Annotated in this window: 19 protein-coding genes; 5 read left to right on the top strand and 14 right to left on the bottom strand. The window is 64.3% G+C overall.

The window, feature by feature from the left end:
• Positions 1 to 8: 8 nt before the first annotated feature.
• The 10 genes from RBH77_RS23585 to RBH77_RS23540 all read right to left on the bottom strand — a co-directional run bounded on the left by RBH77_RS23585 (position 9) and on the right by RBH77_RS23540 (position 10,374).
• Positions 9 to 731, bottom strand: a complete 723-nt coding sequence (locus RBH77_RS23585; RefSeq protein ID WP_311030010.1) for a thermonuclease family protein — start codon at positions 729 to 731, stop codon at positions 9 to 11.
• A 9-nt stretch (positions 732 to 740) separates the two neighbouring features.
• Entirely contained in the window at positions 741 to 1,391 is a 651-nt protein-coding gene (locus RBH77_RS23580; RefSeq protein WP_311030009.1) for a LexA family transcriptional regulator, read from the bottom strand.
• 83 nt (positions 1,392 to 1,474) lie between these two features.
• A complete protein-coding gene (locus tag RBH77_RS23575; protein ID WP_311030008.1) occupies positions 1,475 to 2,029 on the bottom strand; it encodes a thioesterase family protein in 555 nt (184 codons plus the stop codon).
• 6 nt (positions 2,030 to 2,035) lie between these two features.
• On the bottom strand, positions 2,036 to 4,255 hold the full coding sequence (locus RBH77_RS23570; protein ID WP_311030007.1) for a 3-hydroxyacyl-CoA dehydrogenase NAD-binding domain-containing protein: 2,220 nt from the start codon (positions 4,253 to 4,255) through the stop codon (positions 2,036 to 2,038).
• A 10-nt stretch (positions 4,256 to 4,265) separates the two neighbouring features.
• Entirely contained in the window at positions 4,266 to 4,850 is a 585-nt protein-coding gene (locus RBH77_RS23565; protein WP_311030006.1) for a cysteine hydrolase family protein, read from the bottom strand.
• Between the two features lie 6 nt (positions 4,851 to 4,856).
• Complete coding sequence (locus RBH77_RS23560; protein ID WP_311030005.1) at positions 4,857 to 6,062, bottom strand: acetyl-CoA C-acetyltransferase; 1,206 nt, start codon at positions 6,060 to 6,062, stop codon at positions 4,857 to 4,859.
• Positions 6,063 to 6,090: 28 nt separating this feature from the next.
• On the bottom strand, positions 6,091 to 6,744 hold the full coding sequence (locus RBH77_RS23555) for a glutathione S-transferase family protein (protein WP_311030004.1): 654 nt from the start codon (positions 6,742 to 6,744) through the stop codon (positions 6,091 to 6,093).
• Positions 6,745 to 6,771: 27 nt separating this feature from the next.
• Positions 6,772 to 7,944: an acyl-CoA dehydrogenase family protein gene (locus RBH77_RS23550; protein WP_311030003.1), complete on the bottom strand. Its 1,173-nt coding sequence runs from the start codon at positions 7,942 to 7,944 to the stop codon at positions 6,772 to 6,774.
• 3 nt (positions 7,945 to 7,947) lie between these two features.
• Positions 7,948 to 9,741 (bottom strand): acyl-CoA dehydrogenase C-terminal domain-containing protein, encoded by a 1,794-nt coding sequence (locus RBH77_RS23545; protein WP_311030002.1) that lies wholly within the window; start codon positions 9,739 to 9,741, stop codon positions 7,948 to 7,950.
• A 189-nt stretch (positions 9,742 to 9,930) separates the two neighbouring features.
• A complete protein-coding gene (locus RBH77_RS23540) occupies positions 9,931 to 10,374 on the bottom strand; it encodes a MerR family transcriptional regulator (RefSeq protein WP_311030001.1) in 444 nt (147 codons plus the stop codon).
• A gap of 451 nt (positions 10,375 to 10,825) precedes the next feature.
• Between RBH77_RS23540 and RBH77_RS23535 the strand changes: the two genes are divergently transcribed.
• The 3 genes from RBH77_RS23535 to RBH77_RS23525 all read left to right on the top strand — a co-directional run bounded on the left by RBH77_RS23535 (position 10,826) and on the right by RBH77_RS23525 (position 16,307).
• Positions 10,826 to 14,401 (top strand): peptidoglycan-binding protein, encoded by a 3,576-nt coding sequence (locus tag RBH77_RS23535; protein WP_311030000.1) that lies wholly within the window; start codon positions 10,826 to 10,828, stop codon positions 14,399 to 14,401.
• A 188-nt stretch (positions 14,402 to 14,589) separates the two neighbouring features.
• Positions 14,590 to 15,513 carry a sulfite exporter TauE/SafE family protein gene (locus tag RBH77_RS23530; RefSeq protein ID WP_311029999.1) on the top strand — a complete coding sequence of 308 codons (924 nt, stop codon included), beginning with the start codon at positions 14,590 to 14,592 and terminating at the stop codon, positions 15,511 to 15,513.
• Between the two features lie 2 nt (positions 15,514 to 15,515).
• A complete protein-coding gene (locus RBH77_RS23525) occupies positions 15,516 to 16,307 on the top strand; it encodes a TIGR02186 family protein (RefSeq protein ID WP_311029998.1) in 792 nt (263 codons plus the stop codon).
• A gap of 19 nt (positions 16,308 to 16,326) precedes the next feature.
• Here the strand turns inward: RBH77_RS23525 and pdeM are convergent, their stop codons facing one another.
• From pdeM to RBH77_RS23510, 3 genes are all read right to left on the bottom strand, one after another.
• Positions 16,327 to 17,025: a ligase-associated DNA damage response endonuclease PdeM gene (gene pdeM, locus RBH77_RS23520; RefSeq protein WP_311029997.1), complete on the bottom strand. Its 699-nt coding sequence runs from the start codon at positions 17,023 to 17,025 to the stop codon at positions 16,327 to 16,329.
• Entirely contained in the window at positions 17,022 to 19,556 is a 2,535-nt protein-coding gene (locus RBH77_RS23515) for a ligase-associated DNA damage response DEXH box helicase (RefSeq protein ID WP_311029996.1), read from the bottom strand. The genes pdeM and RBH77_RS23515 overlap by 4 nt, the downstream gene beginning before the upstream one ends.
• Before the next feature lie 153 nt (positions 19,557 to 19,709).
• The gene (locus RBH77_RS23510) at positions 19,710 to 20,714 is read right to left on the bottom strand and encodes a class I SAM-dependent DNA methyltransferase (protein WP_311029995.1); all 1,005 of its coding nucleotides are present in this window, start codon (positions 20,712 to 20,714) and stop codon (positions 19,710 to 19,712) included.
• Positions 20,715 to 20,823: 109 nt separating this feature from the next.
• Here RBH77_RS23510 and RBH77_RS23505 point away from each other — a divergent pair, with 109 nt between their 5' ends.
• Together RBH77_RS23505 and RBH77_RS23500 are read left to right on the top strand one after the other, a co-directional pair.
• Entirely contained in the window at positions 20,824 to 21,834 is a 1,011-nt protein-coding gene (locus RBH77_RS23505) for a ligase-associated DNA damage response exonuclease (protein WP_311029994.1), read from the top strand.
• Positions 21,834 to 23,444 (top strand): cisplatin damage response ATP-dependent DNA ligase, encoded by a 1,611-nt coding sequence (locus RBH77_RS23500; RefSeq protein WP_311029993.1) that lies wholly within the window; start codon positions 21,834 to 21,836, stop codon positions 23,442 to 23,444. Before RBH77_RS23505 ends, RBH77_RS23500 begins: the two co-directional genes overlap by 1 nt.
• Positions 23,445 to 23,706: 262 nt before the next feature.
• Here RBH77_RS23500 and RBH77_RS23495 read toward each other — a convergent pair whose 3' ends face one another.
• Positions 23,707 to 24,222 (bottom strand): Dps family protein, encoded by a 516-nt coding sequence (locus RBH77_RS23495; RefSeq protein WP_311029992.1) that lies wholly within the window; start codon positions 24,220 to 24,222, stop codon positions 23,707 to 23,709.
• Positions 24,223 to 24,235 lie beyond the last annotated feature (13 nt).

Genomic DNA, 24,235 nt, shown 5'->3' with positions numbered 1-24,235 from the left:
GCGGGGGCCTATTCTTCCGCCGCGCCGAGCGGCGAGGGGCCGAACAGTCCTTTCTTTTCCTTCCGGGCCATTGCCTCGGCCTCGTCATATTGGCCGTCGGCGCTTTCCGCCCAGCCGTTGCGGACAAGCCATAGCGCCATGTTCTCACCGTCAAGCGTGCATTGCGTGGTGATTTCGCCGGCGTGCGAAGGCACGTCGCAGGAGGCGGCGCGGCCGCGTATCCAGGCCCGAAAGGCGGTTCGCGCCATGGTGCCGCAGGGCCACTTCTTGCCGTTGTCGTCCTTGCAGGTCCGGTCGGCCGGCGTCACTTCTATGCCCGCAAGGCGGACGTCATGGCCGTCGGCTTTGATCTCGCCGGCCGCCGCCGCGACAGGGCGATAGAGCAGCGTGCCTTGCGGCACGGGCGGCCCGAAGGGCTCGCGCTTCAGCGGCTTGGTGGCTGCGGTGAGCGGATCCCTCGGAGCGATACGTTCCAGCGGTCCGGTGATGTCCGGTTCGGCGATGCTGCCGGGCGCGACCCGGCGGATTTGCGCGGCCTCTGTCCCCTGGCTTCGGCGAGGTTTTTCGGAGGGAAGCTTAGTTACCTGTGTTTCCTCCGGCGGAGCGGTATTCCGTCGGGGCGCTTCCGCGTCCGAGCCCTGCCGCCTGATTAGGGATTGCCCGCCGATCCACAGTGCCGCCACCAGCGCGATGCCGACAAGAACGAGCGCGGTGCGCTTGAGGACGGACAACGCGCCGGCTTACTGGCTCGCCCAGATGACCCGCGCGACCCACTCGACCTCGGTCATGGGGATCGTGCGGTTCTCGTGCTCGGGATTGAGCGAGAGAAGAGCGATAGCCTTGGTCGTCTGTTTCTCCAGCACCTTGGCCATCACCTCGCCGCCGGCCGTCTTGACCACCACCCGGTCGCCGCGATGGACGGGCGCGTTCGGATCGACGATCAGTATGTCGCCGTGCCGGTAAAGCGGCAGCATGGAATCGCCCTGTATGCCGAGCGCGTAGGTGCCCTCCGGCGCGCGGCCGGGAAGCTCGATCAGGTCCCAGCCCTCGCCGGCCGGAAAACCGGCGTCGTCGAAGAAACCGCCTGCACCGGCCTGCGCGAAGCCGACCAGCGGCACCGGCGATACCTGTCTCGGCAGCGCGTCATTGTCGGCGGCCGGCTTCCCTTCGATCAGCGCGAAGAGTTCGTCGAGTGTGGAACCCGTAGCCTCGATGATCTTGGCGAGCGATTCGGTCGATGGCCAGCGCGGTCGGCCGTCGGCAGACATGCGCTTCGACCTGTTGAAGGCAGTGGAATCGAGACCGGCGCGCCGCGCCAGCCCCGAGGCGGAAAGCGAGTAGCGCGCCGCAAGCGCGTCTATCGCGGCCCAGACACGTTCATGCGAGAGCATGGAGGTGCTCCCTTCCCATACAGGAAAAAATACCTTTGCCCCGCTTCTACCGGCAGGGCTGGATTTTGTCCAGAACAACGGCCTCAGGAAGCGGCTTCCGGCGACTTGACCGACATGCGCAAATTCCGATGCGAGGCGAGAAAGGCGGCCTCCGCCGGATCGAGCGGGCGCGGCGTCCCTTGCTGGCCGAGAAGGCCGAACATTTCGGCGATCGGCACGAAGCGCCGGACCTTCAAATCATAGATGCCGACCGTGGTGAGTACGATCGCGGCCGTGCGCCCGTCTTCCAGCAGAAAGCGGTGTCGGCCGATCATCTCTCCGCCTTCCCATGTCTCGATCGTGGTGACGACCTCGAACCGCTGCCACAGCTTGATCTCGCGCACATAGGCGGCCTGCAGCCCGCCCATCATCGGCGCCCAGCCGCGCTCGCGGCAGAGACGATAGATGCCGCTGCGCAGGAAGATGTCGATGCGGCCGACATCGGCCAGCATCATGTAGCGAGCATTGTTCAGATGGATGTTGCGGTCGATATCGCTCGGCAGGCAGCGGAAGGAAAGACGGCTTTCCCCGCCGAGCCGATACGGCCCGCGGCGGCCCGTCGTGGCCGCCATGCGCGCCAGTCTCGCCCAGACATACATGCGTGATCAGGCCGCCTTCTTCGCTTCCCTTTTGCGATACGGATCGAAGCGGTCGTAGAAGGTCTCGCCCTTTTTGGCCATATCGGCCAGAAGCTTCGGCGCCTTGAACTCCTTACCGTATTTCTTCTGCAAGTGCCTGGCGAGCTTGAGGAATCTATCCATCCCCATGCCGTCGATGTAGGAGAGCGCGCCGCCCGTGTAAGGCGCGAAGCCGAAGGCGAGGATCGAGCCGACATCCGCCTCGCGCGGATCGGTAACGATGCGTTCCTCCATGACGCGCGCGGCCTCGAGCGCAATCACTGCCAGGAAACGCTCCTTCAGTTCCTCGACGTCTATCTTGTCTGGATTGTGCTGCTTGTAGAGGTCCTTCAGCCCCGGCCAGAGGCTCTTCTTCGCCGGCTTCGGCGGATAATCGTAAAAGCCCTTGCCATTCTTGCGACCGAAGCGGCCATGCTTGTCGACCATGGTGTTGATGAGCTTCAACTGTTCCGGATCGACGGCCTTCTCGCCGAGGTCGCGGATCGTCTGCTTCATGATCTTCTGGGCGAGGTCGATCGCCGTCTCGTCGGTCAGCGCCAGCGGCCCGACCGGCATGCCGGCGAGCTTGGCGGCATTCTCGATCATTGCCGCCGGCACGCCCTCGATCACCATCTTGAAGGCTTCCGACATGTAGCGCAGCACGCAGCGATTGACGTAGAAGCCGCGCGTATCGTTGACGACGATCGGCGTCTTCTTGATGGCTCGCACATAGTCGATGGCCGTCGCCAGCGCTTTCTCGCCCGTCTTCTTGCCGAGGATGATCTCGACCAGCATCATGCGGTCGACCGGCGAGAAGAAATGGATGCCAATGAAATTCTTCGGCCGGACCGAATTCTTCGCCAGCCCGGTGATCGGGATGGTGGAGGTGTTGGAGGCGAAGATCGCGGCGGGTTTGAGCACCGCTTCCGCCTTCTCGGTCGCGCCCTTTTTCACTTCCGAATCCTCAAACACCGCTTCAATGACGAGGTCGGCGCCGTCGATATCGGCATAGTCCATCGTCGGCGTGATGAGCGAGAGGAGCTTTTCCTTCTCATCTTCGGTGGCGCGGCCCTTCTTGATGAGCCCGTCCATCAGCCCCGCCGAATGCGCCTTGCCCTTTTCGGCTGACGGCATGTCGCGGTCGAGCAGCACGACCGGGATACCGGCCTTCGCCGTCACATAGGCGATGCCGGCGCCCATGAAGCCGGCGCCGAGCACGCCGATCTTTTTGAACTTCGTCGTCGGCACGTCGGCCGGGCGGCGCGCGCCCTTGTTCAGTTCCTGAAGCGAGACGAAGAGCGAGCGGATCATCATCGTCGCCTCGGTCGTCTTCAATATTTCGGTGAAATAGCGCTGCTCGATGCAGAGCGCGGTGTCGAAGGGCACCAGAAGCCCCTCATAGACGCATTTCAAGATCGCGGCGGCGGCCGGGTAGTTGCCGTGCGTCTCGCGGCGCAGGATGGCGATGGCTGGCGGCCAAAGATTGGCGCCCGCCGCCGAATAGACCGGTCCGCCTGGCAGCTTAAAGCCCTTCTCGTCCCATGGGGCGACCGGTTTCAGCCCGGCGGCGATCATCGCCTGCGCCGCGTCGATGAGCTTGCCCGGCTCTACAATATCGTGGATGAGATTCATCGCCTTCGCCTTCTTCGGCGACAGCGTCTGGCCCGAGGTTAGCATCTGCAGCGCTTCCTGCGTATTGGCGAGACGCGGCACGCGCTGTGTGCCCCCCGCGCCGGGGAAGAGGCCGACCTTGATCTCCGGCAGCGCCATCCTCACGCTCTCCGAATCCGCGGCCACCCGGCCATGGCAGGCAAGCGAAAGCTCGAAGGCGCCGCCCATGCAGGTGCCGTTGATGGCGGAGACCCACGGCTTGCCGGAAGTCTCGATTTTGCGGAAGAGCTGCGACATGCGACCGGCATGTTCGAAGAGGAGGGTGGTAGCCTTCTTGTGGTCTTTCGCCTCCTCCGCATGGAACTGGCCGAGCATACGCTGGAGCATGGTGAGATCCGCGCCGCCGGAAAAGCTCTCCTTGCCCGAGGTGATGACTACGCCCTTGACGGCAGCATCCGTCGTCACCTGATCGACGATCTTGCCAAGTTCCTCGATGACTTCCTCGGTGAAGACGTTCATCGACTTGTCCGGCATGTCCCAGGTGACGAGCGCAATCCCGTCCGCATCCGTCTCTATCGCGAAATTGGTGTAGGTCATCGGGAACTCCTCAGGCGGCCGCGCGGTTGGCAAGCCTTGCCAGCACGGCGTCGGTGGTTTCGATCGTGGCGAATTCGCCGTTGAGATTGGACAAGGTCATAAGGTGGATGGCTTCGGCGCTCTCGGCGCGGCCGTCGAAACCTATGCGGTCGAACGTATAGCAGGCGTCGGCAACGAGCCTTGCGTCGAAACCGAGATTCCCGGCCATCCGCGTGGTCGTCTCGACGCAGTGATTGGTGGTGATGCCGGCGATCACCAGCGTCTCATGGCCGGCCTCACGTAGCCTCTTTTCGAGGTCCGTGCCGATGAAGGCCGAATTGACCTTCTTGACCAGAACCGGCTCGCCCCCCGCCTCGTGCGCTTCAGCGATCGGCCGGTAGCCGCCGCGATCCGGCCTGAGCCGGGAATCCGGTTCGGTCGAGGCGTGGCGGATATGGAAGATCGCCATATCGCGATCGCGAAAAGCGGTGAGCAGGCGGCCGATATTGGCAAGCGCCTGTGGGTTGTTGCGACGCTCACCCGCCATTTCCCGCTCGACGAATGCCTGCTGCACGTCGATCAGGATCAGGGCCGCCTTGCCTGGCGCGAGGGCCATTCTTGGTTACACTCGCTCGATGATAGTCGCCGTGCCCATACCGGCGCCGATGCAAAGCGTTACGAGCGCGGTGTTGAGGTCGCGCCTTTCCAGTTCGTCGAGCACGGTGCCGAAGATCATCGCGCCGGTCGCGCCCAGCGGATGGCCCATGGCGATGGCGCCCCCATTGACGTTGATCCGGTCATGCGGGATGTCGAAGGCCTGCATATAGCGCAGCACGACCGAGGCGAACGCCTCGTTCAGTTCGAAGAGATCGATGTCCGAGAGCTTCATCTTCGCGCGCTTCAGGAGCTTTTCCGTCACGTCCACCGGGCCGGTCAGCATGATGGAAGGCTCCGAGCCGATATTGGCCATAGCACGGATGCGGGCGCGAGGCTTCAGCCCCAGCGACTTGCCGCCCTTTTTCGACCCGAGCAGCACCGCCGCCGCGCCGTCGACGATGCCAGACGAATTGCCAGCGTGGTGGACGTGGTCGATTTTCTCGACCTCGGGATAGCGGTCGACCGCGACCGCATCGAACCCGCCCATCTCGCCGACCATCGTGAAGGAGGGGTTGAGCGAGGCGAGCGCCTGCATGTCGGTCGAGGGCCGCATATGCTCGTCATGGTCGAGGATGGTCAGCCCGTTCTGGTCGGCGATCTCGACTACAGAATTTTTGAACCAGCCCTTCTCCCAGGCATGTGCGGCGCGCTTCTGGCTTTCGACCGCGTAGGCGTCGACATCGTCGCGGGAGAAGCCGTATTTGGTGGCGATCAGATCGGCCGAGATGCCCTGCGGTACGAAATAGGAGGGGATGCCGACCGAAGGGTCCATGAACCAGGCGCCGCCCGACATGCCCATGCCGACGCGTGACATGGATTCGACGCCGCCGGCGATGACGATATCGTCGCCGGCCGAGATCTTGGCGGCGCCGAGATTGATGGCGTCGAGCCCCGAGGCGCAGAAGCGCGAGATCTGCATGCCCGGCGCCTTGAAGTCGTAGCCCGCCTCGAAGGCCGCCGCGCGCGGGATCACCGAGCCCGCTTCGCCGACCGGATCGACGCAGCCGAAGATGATGTCGTCTACCGTGGCCGTGTCGAGCCCGTTGCGGTCGCGGATCGCCTCCAGCGCCTTCGCCGCAAGCCGCACCGCGGGGACCTCGTGCAGCGAGCCGTCCTTCTTGCCGCGCCCGCGCGGGGTTCGGATCGCGTCATAGACATAAGCATCTGCCATCGTGTTGCTCCTTTGCCTTTGCCGCCGCTCAGGCGGTGGCGATCTCCGCATCCCGCCCGGACGGCATCAGTGTCTCCGGCATCTTCCAGCCGGGCAGGAGCTTGATCCGGTCGAGCCAGTCGCGGATGTTGGGATAGTCGTTCCAATCGACGCCGATCTCGCGCGGCCAGAAAAGATAGGAGCAGAGCGAAATGTCGGCGATGGTCGGCCGGTCCGCAGCCACCCAGTCGCGGTCCTTGAGATGCGCGTCGAGCACCTTGTAGGCGCCAAGGGCGCGGCCTTCCAGGAAGGGGACGGCCGGGTCGTCCGGCTGGTTCGCCAGCGTGCGGAAGAAGCGCAGCGTCGCCGTATAGCTGGTCAGCTTGTGGTTGTCGAAGAGGATCCAGCGCAGCACTTCGCGTTCCTCCTCTTCCGTCCTTGGGTTGAATTTCCGAAAGCGCTTGGCGAGATGGGTTAGGATCACGCCGGACTGCGAGAGCGTCAGGTCGCCCTCCTCGCGGTGATGGACGAGAACCGGCGCCTCTCCCATGACATTCATGTCGCGGTATTCGGGCGAGCGGGTCTCGCCGGAGAAATAGGCGACGCGCTCGATTTCCCAATCGGCCTTGCACAGTTCCAGCATCAGCGCAGGCTTGTAGGAATTGCCGGATTCGGAAAAGCCGTAGAGGGTGAATTCAGGCATTGCCGGTTCTGTCTCCTTGCGGTTCGATTATAGGCTGCGCGCGATCAGAAGCTTCATCACTTCGTTGGTGCCGCCATAGATGCGCTGCACCCGCGCGTCACGGAACATGCGGGCGATCGGGTACTCGTTCATGTAGCCGTAGCCGCCGAAGAGTTGAAGGCATTCGTCGACGACCTTGCACTGGAGATCGGTGAGCCACAGCTTGCACATCGAGGCGGTGACGGCGTCGAGCCCGCCATCCAGATGGTGCGAGACGCAGTCATTGTAGAAGGTGCGGCCGACCGTCGCCTCGGTCTTCAGCTCGGCGAGCTTGAACTGGGTGTTCTGGAAGTCGAGGATCGCCTTGCCGAAGGCCTTGCGCTCCTTGACATAGGCGAGGGTGACGGCAAGCGCGCGCTCGATCATGGCGATCGCCTGCGCCCCGATCAGGAGCCGTTCCTGCGGAAGCTGCTGCATGAGCTGGACGAAACCCTGCCCCTCCTCATGGCCGAGCAAATTGGCGGTCGGCACGCGGACATCGTTGAAGAAGAGTTCGGACGTGTCGTTGGCCTTCAGTCCGATCTTGTCGAGATTGCGGCCGCGCTGAAAACCTTCCACTTCGCCGGTCTCCACGACGATCAGCGACGTGCCCTTGGCGCCTGCCGACGGATCGGTCTTGGTGACGACGATGATCAAGTTGGCGTTCTGGCCGTTGGTGATGAATGTCTTGGAGCCGTTGATGCGGTACTGGTTGCCGTCGCGCTCGGCCCGCGTCTTGACGCCCTGGAGGTCGGAGCCCGCTGCGGGCTCGGTCATGGCGATGGCGCCGATCAACTCGCCCGTCGCCATCCTCGGCAGCCAATTCTTCTTCTGCTCCTCCGAGCCGTAATGCAGGATATAGGGCGCGACGATGGCGTTGTGCAGCGCGATACCGAACCCGTCGACGCCGACATGACCGATCGCTTCGGCAATCGCGCTCTCATGCGCGTAAGTGCCGCCGGCGCCTCCATATTCCTCCGGCATGGAGGCACAAAGCAGCCCGGCCGAGCCCGCCTTTTCCCAGGCCGGGCGCTCGACGATCTCGTTCTTCTCGTAGCGGTCGTATTCGGGCAGGATTTCCGTTTCGAGGAACTTTTCGGCCATGTCCTGCAGCATGGCGACGTCCTCGGTCTTCCATGCCGGTTGCGGCATGGCGAGGAGTTCAGCGGCCCGAACGCTCATCTCTCAAAACGCTTCCGCCGGCAACGCCATCATGGTCGCGGAGCCCGAAGACAGGCGCGCCAGATGCGCCGAAGTCTCCGGCATGACGCGCTCCATGAAATAGCGGCCGGTCGTGATCTTGTTTTCGTGGAAATCCTTCGCCTCGCCCCCATCCGCAAGCTTGTCTTGCGCGACCTTCACCATCCGGCCCCACATGTAGCCGAGCGCCACCAACCCGGAAAGATGGAGATAGTCGGTCGAGGCCGCGCCTGCGTCGTCGGGGTTCTTCATGCCGTTCTGCATCAGCCACATGGTGGCGGTGTAGAGGTCGTTCAGCCCCTTCTTCAGCGCCTTGGTGAAGGGCGCCATCTTCTCGTCGGCTCGATGCTCTTCACAGAAATCGCCGACTTCCTTGAAGAAGGCCTGGATGGCCCGGCCCCCGTTCAGCGCCAGCTTGCGGCCGACGAGGTCGAGCGCCTGGATGCCATTGGCGCCCTCGTAGATCATGGCGATGCGGCCGTCGCGCACGAACTGGCTCATGCCGTGTTCCTCGATATAGCCGTGCCCGCCATAGACCTGCTGCGCCGCCACCGCGTGCTCGAAACCCTTGTCGGTCAACACACCTTTGATAATCGGCGTCATCAGGCCGAGCCAGTCTTCGGCCTCTTGCTTCTCCTTCTGGTCGGCCGAGCGGTGGGCAATGTCGGAGCGCAGCGCGGTGGCGAGGATGAGCGCACGGCCGCCCTCGTTGAAGGCGCGCATGGTCATCAGCGCCCGGCGGATGTCCGGATGCACGATGATGGGGTCCGCTTTCTTGCCGGGCTCCTTGGGCCCGGTCAGCGAGCGGCCTTGCAGGCGCTCACGTGCATAGATCGCCGCGTTCTGATAGGCGACCTCGCCGATCGCCTGCCCTTGCATGCCGACACCGAGCCGCGCCTCGTTCATCATGGTGAACATGGCACGCAGACCGCCATTCTCGGGTCCGATCAGGAAGCCGGTCGCCTCGTCATAGTTCATCACGCAGGTGGCGTTGCCGTGGATGCCCATTTTCTCCTCGATGGAGCCGCAGGAGAGCTTGTTGCGTTCGCCCGGCTTGCCGTCCGCATCGGGGAGGAATTTCGGCACGATGAAGAGCGAAATGCCCTTCGTGCCCTCAGGTGCGCCTTCGATGCGCGCCAGCACCAGATGGATGATGTTTTCGGAAAGATCGTGTTCGCCGGCCGAGATGAAGATCTTCTGGCCTGAAATCCTGTAACTGCCGTCGCCGGCCGGCACGGCCTTTGTGCGGAGCAGGCCGAGATCGGTGCCGCAATGCGGCTCGGTGAGGTTCATGGTGCCGGTCCAGATGCCCTCAATCATCTTCGGCAGGTATTTTTTCTTCTGATCGTCCGAGCCGTGGGTGAGAATGGCGGCGATCGCGCCCTGCGTCAGGCCCGGATACATCATCAGCGCCATGTTGGCGGAGGAGAGATATTCGCCGATCGCGGTGTGGATCGAATAGGGCAGGCCCTGGCCGCCATACTCGGCGGGCGCGGAAAGCCCCATCCAGCCGCCAGCGCAATATTCCAGGTAGGCGTCCTTGAAAGCTCCGGGCACGGTGACGGAGCCGTCATCGTGGCGCTCGCAGCCTTCAATGTCGCCGACGCGGTTCAAGGGCTGCATCACCTCTTCGGCGAGCCTGGCGCCTTCTGCGAGGATCGCCTCCAGCACATCGGGTGTGGCATCGGAAAAACCGGGCAGATTATTGTAGCGCTCGTAGCCCAATACGTCCTTCAGGACGAAAAGCGTGTCCGCGACCGGCGCCCGGTAAGTCGGCATGCGATCTCTCCCTTGTCTTGCCCAGACATAGGCCCATGAAGGTACGAACCCAAGAGCCCGGATGAAAGAGTCAAGACCAATAATTGACGTTTACGGAAGCGTCAATTAATCGTCGCCGGAAATCATGCCGCCATCGCGTCGACGGACAGGCCTCGATCGAGTGGAAGTCAGGTAGGTAGGCGGGGTGGATCAGCCAGCGCGGCGCAGCGGCTGCACGGCTTCGAGCCGGCCGCGGGCGTTCTCCATGATGTCCTTGAGTTCGCCTATTGCCTCATCGAGGGCGGCGCGGCGCGTCTCGAGCCGACCGAGCTGGCGCTGCGACTTTTCCAGCACCAGTTTGAGTTGCCGCGTGTTCGATCCCTTCGGATCGTAGAGATCCATCATCTGCTTGACCTCGCGCAGCGAGAATCCGACCCGTCGGCCGAGAAGGATCAGCTTCAGCCGTGCCCGGTCGCGATGGGAATAGAGCCGCGTCGTTCCCTCGCGGCGCGGATGGATAAGGCCGCGATCCTCGTAGAAACGCAGCGCGCGCAGCGTGACGTCGAAGCTTTTCGCCATTTCGCCGATGCGCGTGAATTCTTCGACATCGGATTTCGAGGCCGCGCGGGCGGCGGCATGGGTCGTTTCGGTCATGATCGTTCAAAATCCCTGGATTGGCCGTTCCGGGTCGGGCCCGAAACAAAACCGGAAGCCACAGGGGCGGGCTTCCGCTGACGATGAGGTTGGTTGATGCTCTGGGCTCGGCGAAAACATGCGGCCGGCCATCTCTGTCACATGATATAAATGCTGCACTGCAACATTTCAAGGGAGCTCGCCTGCGGCATTCCTTCGCCGGTTTACGATCCCGCAATCTTTGTTTCTGCACGGTAAGCTTGCTTAACGGCTTGTTTACCACGTTCGGCGAATGGTGCGCACATCGGAATCCCGTGCTTATTCTGTTTTGCGTTCACGGCATCTCGAGCGAGGGAATGGACGCATCACGAGAGACGATTTCGCGCATCGCCGTCCGCGAGATCAAGACCGTTCCCCCAGGCGATCAGAAGAGCCGACCCATGGCCGGCGGGGAATTGGCGAGCACGCGTCGATGAATACCAAGCGCTCTTACATCGAATCCCTGAACGTAGGCAGGCCGCGTCGGGAACATGCGACGCTGGAGGATCTGAACCGTTCGCTGGCCAGTCTGGACGAACGCTTCGGCCGCGACTTGCCGCAGCCCGAAAGTGGGCAGGAGGGCGACGAAGCGCAGCGCGCGCGGCGGCTATCGAGCGATTTCGAACGCAGCCGGGCCCGCGAGAGCGGTGTCGCCTCGATGAGCCGGATCGCGTCGGAGCTGAATACGTTGCGCGAGGAATTGCGCAGCCGGCTGGAGGGCGCTTCCGATACGGGCGGTGCGCGTGAACTCCATCCCGTTTTTTCGCATCATGCCGGCGTGGGTCGTCGCGCTATGGACCCCAATCCGCCAACCGCCGACGAACACATGATCTCCGGGATCGCGGATCGGCTCGAACAGATCCACGCCGCGGTTGCGGGCCTGCCGGATTCGCTGTCGATCTCCTCGCTCGAAGACAAGGTGAGGACGCTCGCCGCCGCTGTGGAACAGCTTGCCCGCCAGAAGGAGATGCCCGGCGCCACCACCTTCGAGGCGATCGAGGAGCGTCTCGACGAGATTTCCCGCGCTATCGTCGCCTCCTCGGCGCAGCCAGCGCCCGGTGCCGACAGCGGCCATCTGGAACGGATCGAGGCGCGTATCACCTCCCTTTCGCGTCAGCTCGAGGAACTGGTCGAGGACAGGCCGACCGAAGCGGTGATGAAGCAGCTTTCCGCGCTTTCGGCACGTGTCGAGGACATCGCCGGCCGCGCCGAACTGCCGGAGGCGACCGTCGATCGCCTGTCCCGCCAGATCGACCTCATCGTCGAAAAGCTGGAAGGCGGTTCTCCGGCCGTCAGCCCAAATGCCATCCTCGAGGGCATGGAGCGGCGCTTCGAGACGCTGACCCGGGCGCTCGAACAGCGCCACGAAACCGCGCGCGAGCAGAGCGTCGCACTCTTCCGCGATCTGGAGGAGAGGCTGGAACGCTACAACCAGGACGCGCTCTCGACCGACGCGGCGATCGTGGATGCGCTCAACAAGCGATTTTCCGATCTCGAGAACGCCATCGAGCGCCGTGGCGGCGTGGAACCGGAGGTAGCCGGCCTGACCGGGAGCCTTCGGCAGCCGGGAAGGCCGTTGCCGGAATTCGACGATATCGGCCCGCGCCTTGCCATGATCGAGCGCTCGGTGAACGAAAGCCGCGAAGCGATCATCGTCGCGGCCCGTGAGGCCGCCGAGCAGGCGGTCCGCTCCCAAGGCCTGCCGGAAGGCGACGTCGCGGTCCTGAGCGGCCTGGCCGAAGAGCTTCAATCGCTGGAGAAACTGGCCCGCCGCTCGGACGACCGCAACACCCGGACATTCGAGGCCATCCACGACACATTGTTGCAGATCGTCGATCGGCTCGGTGCTCTGGAGGGCGGTGCGTCTTCTTCCGGGTTGTCCGCTGCCCCTCGATCGACGGGGAAGGCGGCGACGGCTCGCAAGCTTGAGTTTGCCGAGGCTCCTTCGCTCGACATGGAGAACGCGGAGCCGCTCGCACAGGCGCCTTTGGAACATGCGGCGCGACCGCCAGCGGAGGCGCCCCTGGGCGTGGCCGGCGCGATGCCGAAGGGCGATGCAGTCCGCGATCCGAAGCGCTCCCCCGCCGAGGCGGCGGCCGCCGCCGCCATGGCGGCGCTGAGCAGCAGCGACACGGCCGAAGAGAAATCGAGCGCGGCGCCGAAGAAATCCAGGCTCGGCAAATTGTCCAAGGTGCTGTTACGCAGGAAAAAGGACGGACAGGATGCGGCCGAGGAGCGGCGCGAGCCGTCGGCCGAGCCTGAGCCGTCCGGCGAGGCGATGCCGGAACCCGGCCTTGATGCGCCCCTCGATCCGAAGCTCGCCAACCGCCCCCTTGAACCGGGTTCGGGCGCGCCGGACCTGAACGCGATCATGCGTCGGGTCCGCGACGAGCGCGGCGATGAAGGCCGCGCCCGCGATGCCGAAGCGGCGAAATCGGACTTCATCGCGGCGGCCCGTCGCGCCGCGCAGGCGGCTGCGGCCGAGGCGGAGGTCCTGAAGAAGAAATCCGAGCCGAAGGGCTCCTCCGGCGGTTTCAGCCTGAAACGGATGCTTCGCTCGAACACGAAGATCGTGCTTCTGGCGGCTGGCATTGTTGTTGTCGGCGTGGCCGGCACGCAGCTCGGCAAGGCCCTTTTGCATGATGGCGGCCACAAGACCGTTACCCAGAAGGCGAGCGTTGCGAAAGCTTCTTCGGCGGTTCCGCCTGCTGCAACCGCGCCGAAGGCCGAGGCGGCCGCGAAGCCGGATCCGGTTAAGCGAGAAGCCGCCATGTCGCCGATCACGCCGCTGCCGGCGAAGGCTTCCGACATCGCGATGAACGTAGACGCTTCCGTGTCCGGGAAGAACGGGCCGGCGGCAGCGACTGCCCCGGCGCCGGCCACGTCTGATACGGGCAGCAACGGCGACGCCGAAGCCGCGATCCCCGCGCAAGCGACAACAGCCGCCGCGTCGAATCACCTTTCGCCCGCGGGCACTGCTCTCCCGAAGGCTTCGGACGACGCAAACCCACCGCGGATTGCCTCCGCGGAGGTCGCAAGCATTCCTTCGCCGGCGGATACGGTGCCCGCCGAAGATCGGGCCGATACGGCGACCCACGAGCATGAGGAGGTCGCTGCCATCCCGCATGACGGCGGCGCAGCTGCGCCCGCCGCGATGATGCCGGTCCCGGCTGATTCCGGCCCGGCGCCGTTACGTGAGGCAGCCGAGAGCGGCAATCCGAAGGCGATCTTCGAGATCGGCTCACGCTATGCCGAGGGCCAGGATGGACCGTCTGACATGAAGACGGCCGCCAAGTGGTACGCCGAGGCGGCCGGCCTCGGCTACGCGCCGGCCGAGTACCGGATCGGCAATTTCTACGAGAAGGGCATCGGCCTCAAGCGCGACATCGCCAAGGCCAAGGAATGGTACGTCAAGGCGGCCGATCAGGGAAACGCCGCCGCCATGCACAATCTCGGCGTGCTCTACGCGATGGGCGCCAACGGCGCGGTCGACAACGAGGCCGCCGTCCGCTGGTTCGAGAAAGCGGCCGAACTCGGCGTCAAGGACAGCCAGTTCAATCTCGGCATCCTCGCCGCCAAGGGCGTCGGCATGCCTCAGAACCTCGAAGAATCCTACAAATGGTTCGCGCTGGTCGCCAAGACCGGCGACAAGGACGCCGCAGCCAAGCGCGACGAGGTTGCCAATTCGCTGCGCCCCGAACAGCTCCAGAAGGCGCGCGCCACGACCGAACTCTGGAAGGCCAGGCCGGTCGATCAGGCGGCCAATATCGTCGACATTCCCGACGCCTGGAAGGAAAGCGATACCAAGACGGCCAGCATCGATATGAAGCAGGCGATCAGGAACATCCAGCTCATCCTCAACAAGAACGGCTACGACGCGGGCACCGCCGACGGTATCATGGGCGACAGGACGAAATCGGCGGTAGCGGCTTTCCAGAAGGCTAACGGCATGGAACCGACCGGCGAGGTGAACGAAGCTCTGGTCACGGCCCTCCTGAAAAAGAAATAAAGCGCATTGGCGCCAATATGTTGTGATTTATTTGCCAACATGCTGACAAATCTGCATGTTTTCTGCCTGATCCACGGGAGTTAAATTGACTTCCCTGCACAAGGGCGGCAAGAACAATTTTGTTATCGATCGTGTTTTCGGCACGAGACACGGGTTGCCGGTCCCACATGGCTAGTCGGGTTTGACGGGTGGGCATTTATCTCCCGATCGCTGAAATGTCGGTCAATATGGTCGTGCTGCTCGCCATGGGCGGCGCGGTCGGCTTCCTGTCGGGAATGTTCGGTGTCGGCGGTGGGTTCCTCATCACGCCGCTTCTGATCTTCTACAACATACCGCCTTCCGTCGCTGTCGCGACAGGCGCCAACCAGGTGGTGGCGGCCTCGGCCTCCGGCGCGCTCATTCACATGAAGCGCGGCACGCTCGACATCAAGCTCGGAACGGTCTTGCTCGCCGGCGGTGTCGTCGGCGCGGCACTCGGCATCTACATCTTCGCGCTGTTGCGCAGCATCGGCCAGTTGGACCTGATCGTGTCCCTTATGTACGTGGTGATGCTGGGTTCGGTCGGCTCCATCATGCTGGTCGAGAGCGCGCGCGCCATCCGCCGTACTCGGGCGGGCGGCGCGGCCGAGGTCCGGCGGCCCGGCCAGCACAATTGGGTGCACAAACTGCCGCTGAAGATGCGTTTCCGCTCTTCGAAGCTCTTCGTCAGCGTGATCCCGGTGCTTGGCCTGGGCGCGGTGGTCGGCTTTCTCGGATCGATCCTCGGCGTCGGCGGCAGCTTCATCATGATCCCGGCCATGATCTATCTGCTAAAGGTGCCGACCAAGGTCGTCATCGGCACGTCGCTCTTCCAGATCGTCTTCGTCTCGGGCTTCACCACGGTCGTGCACGCTGCAACCAACCAGACGGTCGATATCGTTCTGGCGTTCCTGCTCATGGTCGGAGGGGTGATCGGCGCGCAATATGGCGCGCGCGCGGGCCAGCGCCTTCGCGGCGAACAGTTGCGTGCTTTGCTGGCTTTCCTGGTCCTGGCTGTGGCGGTCAGGCTGGCAATCGACCTCTTCGCCCGCCCTGTCAGCCCGTTCTCGCTGGCGCCGCTCGGAGGGGCATGACGATGGGACGTATCCCACTCATGCTGGCGGTCCTCCTCGCACTGGCGATCGCTGTGCCGACAATCGCCTATGCCCAGTCGGAGAAGCGCGAAACGATCCAGATCGGCCTCTCGGCCGATACGGTTTCGATCACGTCGGATTTCTCCGGTGCCAACCTGACTATCTTCGGCTCGATCGACAATGTCGATCCGGTAATAGCGCGCGAGGGCGGCTATGACGTCATCGTCGTGCTGGAAGGGCCGGCGCGCCCGGTCGTCGTCCGTCTCAAGCAGCGCGTCTTCGGCATGTGGATCAACACCGAGGCGGAGACATTCGTCAACGTGCCCTTTTCCTATTCCATGGCGTCGACCAGACAGTTGCAGGACATCGCCGAACCGAAAGCCTATCGGCAACTCGCGCTCGGCATCAACAACATCTACATGCAGCCGCTCGATCGCAGCGCCGACCCCGCTGCCATCAAGGAGTTCGCAACGGCGCTGAGAGACCGCAAGAAGGCCTCCGGCCTCTATAGCGAGCGGCCCGGCTCCGTGCAGTTCCTCTCGCAGACCCTTTTCCGCGCGACCGTGTCGCTTGCGCCCGACGTGCCGGTAGGAACGCACCGCGCCCGTGCCTTCCTGTTCAAGGGCGGCGGCTTCGTCGCCCAGACCTCGGCGCCGCTTGTCATCCTGAAAGGCGGGTTCGAGCGTCGCCTCTATCAGGTCGCGCACGACCACGGCTTCTTCTATGGCATCTTCTGCGTGCTGCTGGCGCTTCTGACGGGTTGGGCCGGACGCTTCCTCTTCCGCAAGGAATAATGCAGCCTCGGCGTGAGCATCACCCCGGCCTGAGCACCGATCCCGTCACCTTGTAGACGCGCTGCCGGCCGAGCATGCAGGCGAATAGTCCGTCCGCGTCGAAAAGCCCCGCATAGGCGCGGTCCAGCACGTTCAGCATGCCCGTATAGGCACCGAAAGCGGGCATGATCAGCCGCCTGCCGTCGCCGGCGAAGCAGCGCCGCCTGACCGAACGGCCGCGTGCGACGAGCCGTGCGCCGGGATGGAGATGACCGGCAATCTCGCCGGGCGTCGGACCACGCGACGGCTCGTGGCGGAAGACAAGCGGGCCGATGGCGATTTCCTGTACGCTTTCGCCGTCGACACCTTCCGGAGCGTCGGGATCGTGATTGCCGGCGATCCAGAACCAGTCGCGGCCGGCGATCAGCGCGGAAAGCTCGGCACGGAAGATGCCCGGCATCAGTGCCGCCCCGGCGCTGTCATGGAAGCTGTCGCCCAAGCTGACAACAATCCCTGGATCGTAGATGGCGATCACCTCGGCAAGCCGCGCCAGCGTCGCCGCAGTGTCGTAGGGCGGGATGAGCTGTTGCCGCCGGGCGAAGGCCGCGCCCTTTTCCAGATGCAGGTCGGATACGGCGAGCAGGTCGAGCGCGGGGAAATAAAGCGCGCCGCTGCGGTCGCAAAGCGCGGTCTCGCCCTCGATCTCTATCGTCTCGCTTAAGGTGGCGCGCGGTGTCATCCGGCCTGTTCCGTACCCATCGCCTCTTCGATCAGCGCATCCGCCGTTTCGGCGAGCAGCATATCGTTTGCCTCGCCATTCACCGACTCGCGCCCGATCTCCAGCATGATCGGCACTGCCAGCGGCGAGATGCGGTCGAGATCCTTATGCATGATTCGACCCCTGATCCGCGACAGCATTTCGCCGAGCCGCTTCACGTCGAGCAGCCCGGCCGCCGCGTCGGCGCGGGTCGCCTGAAGCAGGATATGGTCAGGCTGGTGCGTTCGAAGCACGTCGTAGATGAGGTCGGCCGAGACCGTCACCTGCCGTCCGGTCTTTTCCTGCCCGGGATGTCGGCGCTCGATCAGGCCGGCGATCACGGCGCAATTGCGGAAGGTACGCTTCAGCATCCAGCTGTCGGCGAGCCATGCTTCGAGGTCGTCGCCCAGCATGTCTTCGGCATAAAGATCGGCAAGCGGCAGGGCGCCGCTGCGGAACATGCGTCCCATATCTTCCAGCGACCAGATCGCCAGCGAATAGTCGGTGGCGACGAAGCCCAGAGGATGCGCGCCGGCGCGCTCCAGTCGGCGGGTGAGCAGCATGCCGAGCGTCTGGTGCGCCAGCCGCCCCTCGAACGGGTAGGCGACCATGTAGAAGCGGTCGCCGCGCGGAAAGGTCTCGACCAGCAAATCCTCGCGGTGCGGCAGGACCGACACGTCTTTCTGGAGGCGCAGCCAGTCCGCGACCTGTTCGGGCAGGAGGTGCCAGCGCGACGGATCGGCGAGCATCGAGCGCACCTCGGTCGCGAGATAGGTCGAGAGCGGGAACTTGCCGCCCATATAGCTCGCCACCTTGGGGTCGTTGCCGCCGGCGCTGGTGACGTAGCACTCGTTCTCGCGGATACCCTCGAAGCGCACCACCTTGCCGGCGAAGAGGAAAGTGTCGCCGGGCGCCAGCGTTTCGACGAAATATTCCTCGATCTCGCCCAGCACCGGCCCGCCGCGTACATTGCCGCCGCGCCCGCGATGCCGTGTCAGGCGGACTTTAAGCATCGGTGCCTCGACGATGGTTCCAACATTCAGCCTGTATTGCTGGGCGACGCGGGGATGGGCGATGCGCCAGCGCCCATCCTGCATTTGACGGATGCGCGCATAGCGCTCGTAGCTGCGCAGCGCGTAGCCCCCGGTCGCGACGAAATCGATGACACGATCGAAGATGGCGGCATCGAGCGTGGCGTAAGGCGCGGCACTGCGGATTTCCTCCAGCAGTTCCTCGGCATGAAACGGTTCGGCGCAGGCCATGCCCAGAACATGCTGGGCGAGCACGTCGAGCGCGCCTTCGGCGAGCGGCGGCGTATCCTGCGCACCGAGATAATTGGCGTCGAGCGCGGCGCGGCATTCCAGCACCTCGAAGCGGTTGGCAGGGACCAGAATGGCACGGCTCGGCTCGTCCATGCGGTGGTTGGAGCGGCCGATGCGCTGGGCAAGGCGGCTGGCGCCCTTCGGCGCGCCGACATGCACGACGAGATCGACATCGCCCCAGTCGATGCCGAGGTCGAGCGTCGAGGTCGCCACCACGGCTCTCAGCGCATTCGCTTCCATCGCCTTCTCGACACGCCGCCGCTGGCCGACATCGAGCGAGCCGTGATGCAGCGCGATCGGCAGCGTCTCCTCGTTCACCCGCCAAAGCTCTTGAAAGAGCAGTTCCGCCTGGCTGCGCGTGTTGACGAAGAGGAGCGTGGTGCGGTGCCGGCGGATCGCTTCGTAGATTTCCGGAATGGCGTAGCGGGCCGAATGGCCCGACCACGGCACATGCCCGGCCGAATCGAGAATGGTGATGACCGGTTTCGCTCCTCCGCCGACGGTAATGCTATCGGCCATCTCGCCGGGCGGATTTTGCGGCACCAGCCAGCGCCGCAGCGCGTCCGGCTCGGCGACGGTCGCGGAAAGGCCTATCGACTGGAGCCGTGGCGCCAGGCGGCGCAGCCGCGCCAGCCCGAGCGAAAGCAGATGCCCGCGCTTGGAGGTAACGAGCGAATGCAGTTCGTCGAGCACGACATAACAGAGGCCGGAGAAGAAGCGTTCGGCATCCTTCGAGGCGATCAGGAGCGCCAGTTGCTCGGGCGTGGTGAGCAGGATGTCGGGCGGCACGAATTTCTGCCGCTGGCGCTTGTGCGCCGGTGTGTCACCTGTGCGCGTCTCCATCGTGACGGGCAGGCCCATCTCCGCGACCGGCTTGCCGAGGTTGCGCTCGATATCGACGGCGAGCGCCTTGAGCGGCGAGATGTAGAGTGTATGGACGCCGCGATAGGGCTCGCCCGGCTTCCGTTTCGGCCGGTTCGACAGGTCGACCAGGCTCGGCAGGAAGCCGGCCAGCGTCTTGCCCGCTCCGGTCGGTGCGATCAAAAGCACCGATGCGCCGTTTTGCGCGCGCGCCAGAAGGTCGATCTGATGCGGCCTCGGAGACCAGCCGCGCTCCGCGAACCATTTCAGGAATGGCGCGGGCAGGATGGCGGCGGAGCGTTCCGCGGAAAGGGCTGGCCTCGTGTTCAAGCCGCCAGAACTAAACCAGAACAGATGATAAGCCAATATGGTTGGGGAAAGCGCCGCGCGCCTCCCGACCCTCCTCTGTCCTGCCGGACATCTCCCCCTCGAGGGGGAGATCGGCTGCCATCACCGCCTTCACCAATTTTCGGCGTTGCCGGGTTAGCGTTGTTGGCGCGGCCGTCTGATCTCCCCCCTTGTGGGGGAGATGTCCGGCAGGACAGAGGGGGGTGCGAAAGGGCGCATTCCATTCGGATCTTCCATTCTCTTCGCCACCACGATCAATCCAATTACCGGCTCGCCGCGATCCATTCGGATCGTCGCTTCATTCCGGCTGACAAGAGCGAAGCCCTTCTCCGCAAGCAGGCGCTCCACATAAGCCTTCGAATGGGCGTATCGGCGCGACGGCCGAAGCACCATATCCTCCGGCCCATCGTTAAATTCGACGGAAAAGGCGAAATACCCACCCGGCAGCAGAAGCTCGGCAATGCGGGAGAAGAGCCGCTCCAACTCGCCGACATACATGAAGACGTCCGCGGCCGTGACGAGATCGGCGACAGGGGAGAGCGCCGGCAATGTCTGTAGGTCTTGCCGTTCCAACCGGTCGTAAATGCGCTTGGCTTCGGCCTCCCTCAGCATGCCGGCGGAGATGTCGTAGCCTTCGAGATAGCTCGTCGCCCCGCGCAGCCTTTCGCCCATCAGCCCGGTACCGCAGCCAAGATCGACCGCATGTGCGAAAGCCGCGCAGCCGGCATTCAGAAGGGCTTCCTGCAAAAGCTCCGGCACGCGGTAATCGAGCCTTTCGACGAGCGCGGCGTCGAACTCTTCCGCATATTGGTCGAACAGCGTTTCAACGAAGGCGCTCGGCGGGGCCACGATGCCGTTGGTGGAAGCCGTCAAGCCGAGCTTCAGCGCAGCACCCATACGGTCTTGCGGATCGAACCTGAGCGCCTCGCGCCACGCCATTTCCGCTTCCGGAATGCGGCCCGCGATCTCCAGCATCTCACCCAGCCGAAACCAGCCGGCCGCCCAATCCGGCACGAGCGCCAGCGCCTCGCGCATCAGGTCGGCGGCGGCGTTGGTGTCGCCGCTGTCGAACAGCATTTCGGCGTAGGCGGCCCGGCGGTCCGCCAACAGATTGCCGGAGGAGAACTGGACAGGGTGCATTGGAGCGAGGTTTCCGTGCCCGCGAAAGGCGCGCGCGGGCGTATGCGCCTGTCGGGAGGATTTTGCAATCCTCTTTTCGCGCGCCTGCAAATGCCTATTTTCACAGTCGATGCAGCCGCACGAACTCCTCCTTCCGCGACCAGAGGGCCTCTATTGCCCGCCCGGCGATTTCTTCATCGACCCCGTGCGGCCGGTGGAGCGCGCGCTGATCACGCATGGCCATTCGGACCACGCCCGTTCAGGCCACCGCCATGTTCTGGCGACGCGCCAGACGCTCGACATCATGGCGCTGCGCTACGGCGCGGACTTCGCCGGCTCGACGCAGGCGGCGATATTGGGCGAGAAGCTTTCGCTGAACGGCGTGTCGGTCAGCTTCCATCCGGCAGGTCATGTGCTGGGCTCGGCCCAGATCGCGGTCGAGACCGAAGGGCTGCGCATCGTCGCCTCGGGCGACTACAAGCGCGCCACCGACCCTACCTGCGCCCCCTTCGAAATCGTGCCTTGCGACGTGTTCATTACCGAGGCGACCTTCGCCCTGCCGGTCTTCCGCCATCCGGATGCTACGCACGAGATCGCGACGCTCCTGAAATCGGTCGAGCAGTTTCCCGAGCGCGCGCATCTCGTCGGCGCTTATGCGCTGGGCAAGGCCGAACGCGTCATTCGTCTCCTGCGCGATGCGGGCTACGAGCGGCCGATCTTCATCCACGGCGCGTTGGCGAAGCTGTGCGAATACTATCAGAGTCAGGGTGTCGACCTCGGCCCGCTAGAGCCCGCCACCATCGAAGGGAGTGCCAAGGGCGCCTTCGCCGGCGAGATCATCGTCGGACCGCCCTCGGCCTTCGCCGACCGCTGGGCACGGCGCTTCGCCGACCCGGTCGCCTGCTTTGCTTCCGGCTGGATGCGCATCCGCCAGCGCGCCAGGCAGCGCGGCGTCGAACTGCCGCTGGTGATCTCCGATCACGCCGACTGGGATGAACTGACCGCCACGATTGGCGAGACAGGCGCAGGCGAGATCTGGGTAACGCATGGCCGCGAGGAAGCGCTGGTGCGCTGGTGCGAGCTTGCCGGCATCGTGGGTAGGCCTTTGCACCTTGTCGGCTACGAGGACGAGGGCGACTGATGCGGGCCTTCGCCGAACTTCTCGACCGCCTCGTCCTGACGCCGTCCCGAAACGGCAAGCTGAGATTGCTCATCGATTATTTCCGCGCGACGCCCGATCCCGACCGCGGCCTTGCACTGGCGGCGATCACCGGGGATCTCGACATCCCCTCGGTCAAGCCGGCCATGCTGCGCGCGCTGGTCATGGAGCGCATGGACGCCGTCCTCTTCGCTTATTCCTATGACTATGTCGGCGACCTCGCCGAGACGGTGTCGCTGGTCTGGCCCGGCACCAGGACAGGTCCGGAGGACGAGGCGGAAGGGCTCCCGGTCCGCCTCTCGGATGCGGTCGCGCAACTGCGCTCCGCCGGACGCGCCGACGGGCCGGCCGTGCTGGCGCGCCTGCTCGACCGAATGACGATTTCCGAGCGCTTCGCCACGATAAAACTTGTCACCGGCGGCTTGCGCATCGGCGTTTCGGCAAGGCTCGCCAAGCAGGCGCTGGCCGATTTCGGCGGTGTTGACGTAACGGAGATCGAGGAGCTCTGGCATGGGCTCAAGCCGCCTTACCGCGAGCTTTTCGACTGGCTGACGGGCAAGACCGGCAGGCCGGAACTCGCGGCCGCCGCTCCGTTCAGGCCGGTCATGCTGTCGAACCCGGTGCAGGACGGCGATCTGGTGAAGATCGATCCGGCCGATTACGCGGCCGAGTGGAAATGGGACGGCATCCGCGTCCAGGCCGTTGCCGAGAAGGGCGTGCGGAGGCTTTATTCGCGTACGGGCGACGACATCTCCGGCGCGTTCCCCGACTTGCTGGAAGCCATGGCCTTTGAGGCGGCGCTCGACGGCGAACTCCTGGTCGGCAACCCGCCCGAGCATATCGGCACCTTTTCAGACCTTCAGCAGCGGCTGAACCGCAAGACCGTGCCGGTGAAACTCGTCGGGCAATATCCGGTCTTCGTCCGCTGCTACGACATCCTGCAAAAAGGGAGCGAGGACGTTCGGAATTTGCCCTTCCTTGAGCGGCGCAAAAAGTTGGAGGCGTTCGTGGCCACGCTCGACCCTGCGCGCTTCGACCTGTCGCCGATCGTGCCTTTTGACAACTGGGCGGCGCTTGACACGATGCGTCACGAGCCGCCGCATCCGGTGATCGAGGGCGTCATGCTGAAGCGGCTGGATTCATCCTATGTGCCCGGCCGGCCGAAGGGTCCGTGGTTCAAATGGAAACGTGACCCGCATGTGGTCGACGCCGTCCTGATGTACGCCCAGCGCGGCCATGGCAAGCGGTCGAGCTTCTATTCGGATTTCACCTTCGGGGTCTGGTCTGGGCCAGAGGAAGATCCGGTGCTTCTCCCGGTCGGCAAGGCCTATTTCGGCTTCACCGACGAGGAACTGAAGCTGCTCGACAAATATGTCCGCGACAATACCATCGAGCGTTTCGGCCCGGTGCGTTCCGTGCGTGCCGAGCCGAAACATGGTCTGGTCCTGGAGATCGCCTTCGAAGGGCTGGCGCGCTCGAAGCGCCACCGCTCCGGCGTCGCCATGCGCTTTCCCCGCATCTCGCGGCTGCGCTGGGACAAACCTGCTTTTGAGGCCGATCGCATCGAGACCTTGCAGTCGATGCTGGATTGAGGTGGGTGCGTCCTTCGAGGCTCGCGGAGCCTGTCCTCAGGCTTGCCAAAGGCAAGACCCGGGGGCTCACATCTCAGGATGAGGGAGGTTTGTGCCAAAGCCCTCATCCCGAAGCGTAGTGAATCTCAAAGAACGCATTTCGATAGAGCGAGCCTGCAGGGCTTTCCATGAGACTTGAGATGCAGGAACACCGTCCTCCCTCATCCTGAGGTGCGAGCCCGAAGGGTGAGCCTCGAAGGACGCACCGCCTCTAAGGAGCCTCCTAACGCTGCCTGGTCATCTCGAACAGGAACCAGGTGCGGCGTTCGGATTCGTCTATCCAGTTTTCAAGCAGGCTGGCAGTGGCGACATCGCCATGCTCATCGCATGTGTCGTGCACCTCGCGCATGATCTGGGTCAGCTTGAGATTGTCTTCCTTGAGTTCGGCCAGCATGTCCTCCGGCGCGACGAAATCGGCGTCATTGTCGGGGATGCGCTGCAGCTTCGCGATTTGGCCGATGGAGCGCAATGTCGTGCCACCGACCTTGCGCGCCCGCTCGGCAATGTCGTCGGTCATCGCGAAAATCTGAGTCCCGTGCTCGTCGAGCAGAAGGTGGTAGTCGCGGAAGTGCGGCCCCGACATATGCCAATGGAAATTCTTGGTCTTCACGTAGAGCGCGAAGACGTCGGCGAGGAGCGCCGTCAGGCTGGCCGCAATATCCTTCGCCGCGTTCGAGCCGAGGCTGCTCGGCGTCGCCAGCGGAGCCTTGCGGAGTTTCTTTGCATCATCCTTGGCCATGCGGGTCTCTCCA

The sequence above is a fragment of the Mesorhizobium koreense genome, from assembly GCF_031656215.1.
Taxonomy (GTDB): Bacteria; Pseudomonadota; Alphaproteobacteria; order Rhizobiales; family Rhizobiaceae; genus Mesorhizobium_L; species Mesorhizobium_L koreense.
Note: the sequence above shows the minus strand (reverse complement) of the source record. Positions and strands in the feature narration are given on the sequence as shown.

Coding starts and splice junctions, on each gene's coding strand:
- RBH77_RS23580 (WP_311030009.1), bottom strand. CDS start 1,391: ATGCTCTCGCATGAACGTGTCTGGGCCGCGATAGACGCGCTTGCGGCG.
- RBH77_RS23575 (WP_311030008.1), bottom strand. CDS start 2,029: ATGTATGTCTGGGCGAGACTGGCGCGCATGGCGGCCACGACGGGCCGC.
- RBH77_RS23570 (WP_311030007.1), bottom strand. CDS start 4,255: ATGACCTACACCAATTTCGCGATAGAGACGGATGCGGACGGGATTGCG.
- RBH77_RS23565 (WP_311030006.1), bottom strand. CDS start 4,850: ATGGCCCTCGCGCCAGGCAAGGCGGCCCTGATCCTGATCGACGTGCAG.
- RBH77_RS23560 (WP_311030005.1), bottom strand. CDS start 6,062: ATGGCAGATGCTTATGTCTATGACGCGATCCGAACCCCGCGCGGGCGC.
- RBH77_RS23555 (WP_311030004.1), bottom strand. CDS start 6,744: ATGCCTGAATTCACCCTCTACGGCTTTTCCGAATCCGGCAATTCCTAC.
- RBH77_RS23550 (WP_311030003.1), bottom strand. CDS start 7,944: ATGAGCGTTCGGGCCGCTGAACTCCTCGCCATGCCGCAACCGGCATGG.
- RBH77_RS23545 (WP_311030002.1), bottom strand. CDS start 9,741: ATGCCGACTTACCGGGCGCCGGTCGCGGACACGCTTTTCGTCCTGAAG.
- RBH77_RS23540 (WP_311030001.1), bottom strand. CDS start 10,374: ATGACCGAAACGACCCATGCCGCCGCCCGCGCGGCCTCGAAATCCGAT.
- RBH77_RS23535 (WP_311030000.1), top strand. CDS start 10,826: ATGAATACCAAGCGCTCTTACATCGAATCCCTGAACGTAGGCAGGCCG.
- RBH77_RS23525 (WP_311029998.1), top strand. CDS start 15,516: ATGGGACGTATCCCACTCATGCTGGCGGTCCTCCTCGCACTGGCGATC.
- pdeM (WP_311029997.1), bottom strand. CDS start 17,025: ATGACACCGCGCGCCACCTTAAGCGAGACGATAGAGATCGAGGGCGAG.
- RBH77_RS23510 (WP_311029995.1), bottom strand. CDS start 20,714: ATGCACCCTGTCCAGTTCTCCTCCGGCAATCTGTTGGCGGACCGCCGG.
- RBH77_RS23505 (WP_311029994.1), top strand. CDS start 20,824: ATGCAGCCGCACGAACTCCTCCTTCCGCGACCAGAGGGCCTCTATTGC.
- RBH77_RS23500 (WP_311029993.1), top strand. CDS start 21,834: ATGCGGGCCTTCGCCGAACTTCTCGACCGCCTCGTCCTGACGCCGTCC.
- RBH77_RS23495 (WP_311029992.1), bottom strand. CDS start 24,222: ATGGCCAAGGATGATGCAAAGAAACTCCGCAAGGCTCCGCTGGCGACG.